Here is a 3,853-nt window from a genome sequence, read left to right as displayed (position 1 = left end):
CATGAGAAAATAAAAAGATCTTTTAAAAACCACCCATGGTTAAAGATCAACCACTCCGATGTTTATCCACACTAGTAAGTGAAAGATTCATTTCAAACCCTATTTAGCAAGCATTTTATCCCCTGCAAACCCCTGTTTATTTATCCACTAAATTAATATTTCAATTAATTACCTTCATGTCCTGTGGATAACCATGAGTTTGATCCCTTTTCTAGCAAGGCGATCATTTCTTAACCAGTCGTCATATGGTGATAACTTCTGGTAAAATCATTTTTTTGATCATGCCTTTTATTATGAAACCAGAACCACAAACACAACAAGAGCTGTTAGACAGAGCATATGCTATTGCAGGAATGACCTTCAAAGAGCTCGCCGATGAAGCCAATATGGTTGTACCAAACGACCTAAAGCGAGATAAAGGCTGGGTTGGACAACTATTGGAATGGCACTTGGGTGCGCCAGCTGGCAGTAAACCAGAACAAGATTTTGCCAAGCTCGGGATCGAGCTAAAAAGTATCCCGATTGGTTATTCAGGGAAGCCACTCGAAACCACCTTTGTTTGTGTCGCGCCATTGATGGGCGTGCAAGGCATAACGTGGGAAACCAGTCACGTTCGAAACAAGCTGTCTAAAGTGTTGTGGATCCCGGTAGAGGGAGAAAGAGAGATCCCACTGGCAGAAAGGCATGTAGGATCCCCTTTATTGTGGACACCAACCCAAGCGGAAGACGAGATCTTAAAAAGGGATTGGGAAGAGCTCATGGAGCTGATCGTGTTAGGTAATGTTGAACAGATAACAGCAAGACACGGCGAAGCACTGCATTTGCGACCAAAAGCCGCCAACAGTCGAGTGTTAACAGAAGCTTACGGTGCAAGTGGAAAACCAATAAAGACCAAACCTCGTGGTTTCTATCTACGAACTCAATTCACCCACAGATTGCTGACAACCCATTACGCATAGAAAGCCATTACGCATAGAGGTTTTATCTAGCATAGATAGGCTAAAAGATCAGTACGTTATAAACCGTCTCAATTTAGAAGTAATTTCTCACTACAACGCTCGTTAAGAATACTCTCTAATGAGGTTTGAGCGCCAGTTCAATATCGCAGTAGCTTTGGTTGGGTTCATTACCAAACTCATCATACGCGTTGTGCAAGCGAAGGTAGGCCTTTTCAAAGCCGAGCCGGAGTAATTCCTCTTTCACTTGATCCAAGGATCCAAAGTGAAGCGGCTCGCCGTCTTGCTTTACCGGTTCTAGCTTGTGTTTGTACTCCACCGCCAGCAAATATTCAGAGATATCAGAGCAACCAATAACGTACACTTTCGGTGTCTGATAAGAGTCTTTGTGCTCTCCATGTAACCACATGTCTAATTGATGCTTCTGCATAGTCAGCCTCCCTTGCTCTGTAAAGCTTAGCCGAACTATTTACCTTTACTAGATAACGACTTAAAAAAGCAAAAAAAGAGAAGCAAGAGCTTCTCTTTTTTTGGCCAGTTCTAGTTCAAAAATTTGCATTTTCGACGCCATAACTATCGCTGATGTTTATCTTGTGGGGTGAAAGGCGCTATCACCCCACAAGATTACGTCGGTATTCGCGCGCTTAAGACTCGACGAAGATGACGAACTCGGCGCTCAATCGTGACAACTTCAGGCTCAGAAAAACCAATTGGTCGACCATCGGCTTCAAGGCCAATATCTCTCAATAAATGGGTGTTGTTCCATGGTAGATCATATGAACTACGACGAACTTTTCGTTGCCATTCACGCTCTTCACGACGAAGGTCTGCACGGATAAGAACTGTTGCTAGTTTTAAATATACTGAGTGACGCATAATAACTCTCCAGTTGTGGAATAAACTGAGGAAAAATAGCGTTCTAGATAGTATGAGGGCTTCTCACTTAGCTGCTATTTTTCCGCAGCCAAATAAGGGTACGGATCTATTAGTTAGGTTTATCTTGGGTGTTTCGATCGGCCATGGCTGATGTGTGTGACATATCAGTCACCATGTCAGTACACGGATCAAACGACGCGCAAATATGCTGTATAAAATCGAAATGTTTCATTTGCGCCTCCAAGCTAACTAAAAAATCCAAAAAGAAATGGGGTCGTAAAAGCAGACAAGTCTTTGTTAAATCGTTGCTTTCACGGTTAAAGTCTAACCAAGTGAGTATATTATTCAACCGATAATTGGTTAACATTTTTAAAACAATGCATTCGCCTGAAATATCAGTTGCATATTCATTTACATATAACATATTCACTATGATTATATAAAATCACAGCATATCTATCTTAGGGCTCTCTCTATAGAACAGCGGACTATCCTTCAGAAACAAAAAAGCCACGTATGATACGTGGCCCTTGAATTTTCACTCACCGGATAGAGTCAATGAATAGAACGTTCTAAACAACGCCCTCAGATATAAGACCATGTTTATTGAGTAAGCGGTACATAGTTGCGCGTGAAACTCCAAGCTCCTTAGCGGCCAAAGACACTTGACCACCATAAGATTCCAACACAATGAGTAAAGCATCTCGCTCTGAACGTTCACGTATACTTTTCAGACTGCGGCGTTCATCATTCTGTTTTGGTAAATCCAGTTGATGATCCTCAATGATGACAGCATCAGACATCAACACAACACGCTTAATCTGATTCATCAATTCACGAACGTTGCCAGGCCAATGGTAGCGACTCATCGAGCGGATAGCATCGTCTGAGAAGCTCTTCGCTTGCGCATTAAACTCTTTTGAGTACTCACGCAGAAAATGATTCGCTAGCACTGAAATATCACTCACACGTTCTTTTAAGCTAGGAACATGAATACGCAGAACATTGATGTAATGATAAAGCTCTTCATTGAAGTCGCCCTCGATCAATGCCTTTTCAATATCAGAAGAGTTAGCAGCCAAAATGCGAACATCAACCGACTTAGCTCCCTTCGTGGTTTCAATTTTCCCTTCTTGTAAAAAGCGTAAAAGGTTCAATTGTTGATTACGAGGCATCGCTAGGACATCGTTGAGTAAGAGGGTTCCGCCATCGGCTTCTTCCAACATACAAGGCGCTGCCGTTGCTGGGGCTGAAATACCAAACATCTCAGTCTCTATCCTCATTTCAGATAGAGCACGGCAATTCACAGTTAAAAATGGTTTCTGAGCTCGCGATGAATTTTGATGAATGGAACGTGCAATTGTCTCTTTTCCTGTCCCACTCTCACCGTAAATCAAAATACTGACATCTGTGGGGCCAATTCGCTTGACTTGGTCTCTCAAGCGTTTCACCGCCACAGAATCACCGAGTAGGCCCATATTGTTGTTAATACCGTAGTTTGGCCATACTTTCTGCTCAAGTTTGAGCATACCCAGTTGATGACCAATGGTACTCAATAGCTGAGCATCAGGGATTGGTGCCGTGAAAAAGTCGATACAGAAGTTAACGATAAATTGGCAGATTGTATCTGAGCTCAATTGCGATTCACGGATAAAAGCAAGCCATCGAACTTGCTTGTTGTTGCTCACGAGGTTAGCGATACCATTAAGGCTAAACTCATCATGACTAAGATCCACAATGCCAATGCAGGGGCCAATATCAGTAATTAAGGCATCGGCTTTTCGTAAATCTGCACACTGGGTACATTGCCAACCCACTTGTTCTAACACTGATAACCAGGGTTCGTACGCACCACCAACGACGATAAGAGAACCTGGTAAGGAATCCATCTTAAATTGAGTTCCCATCCTTCTTCCTTATTCTGTTTTTATTTTTTTCAATCAGGCTAACACGAGTTAAACGAATCATACGGGTACAACGTTGCCGCAAGATCGTATTCAGATCCGATACGTATAGTAATG

The 3,853-nt window shown here is 42.4% G+C and carries 4 protein-coding genes; 1 reads left to right on the top strand and 3 read right to left on the bottom strand.

Features of this window, described 5'->3' with window-relative positions; all coding sequences use genetic code 11:
• Positions 1–293: 293 nt before the first annotated feature.
• Positions 294–959 carry a DNA mismatch repair endonuclease MutH gene (mutH, locus tag AB4496_RS19430; protein ID WP_086017877.1) on the top strand — a complete coding sequence of 222 codons (666 nt, stop codon included), beginning with the start codon at positions 294–296 and terminating at the stop codon, positions 957–959.
• 115 nt (positions 960–1,074) lie between these two features.
• On the opposite strand, the gene AB4496_RS19425 is transcribed toward mutH, so the two are convergent.
• From AB4496_RS19425 to vpsR, 3 genes are all read right to left on the bottom strand, one after another.
• Positions 1,075–1,386 (bottom strand): DUF6482 family protein, encoded by a 312-nt coding sequence (locus AB4496_RS19425; RefSeq protein WP_009848433.1) that lies wholly within the window; start codon positions 1,384–1,386, stop codon positions 1,075–1,077.
• A gap of 194 nt (positions 1,387–1,580) precedes the next feature.
• Positions 1,581–1,832, bottom strand: a complete 252-nt coding sequence (locus AB4496_RS19420) for a hypothetical protein (protein WP_004735015.1) — start codon at positions 1,830–1,832, stop codon at positions 1,581–1,583.
• 572 nt (positions 1,833–2,404) lie between these two features.
• Complete coding sequence (vpsR, locus tag AB4496_RS19415) at positions 2,405–3,739, bottom strand: cyclic-di-GMP-binding transcriptional regulator VpsR (RefSeq protein WP_009848431.1); 1,335 nt, start codon at positions 3,737–3,739, stop codon at positions 2,405–2,407.
• Positions 3,740–3,853 lie beyond the last annotated feature (114 nt).

This window comes from Vibrio sp. 10N.222.46.A1, from assembly GCF_041473595.1.
In the GTDB taxonomy this organism is placed as follows: domain Bacteria; phylum Pseudomonadota; class Gammaproteobacteria; order Enterobacterales; family Vibrionaceae; genus Vibrio; species Vibrio tasmaniensis_A.
This window is presented reverse-complemented; position numbering and strand designations above follow the sequence as displayed.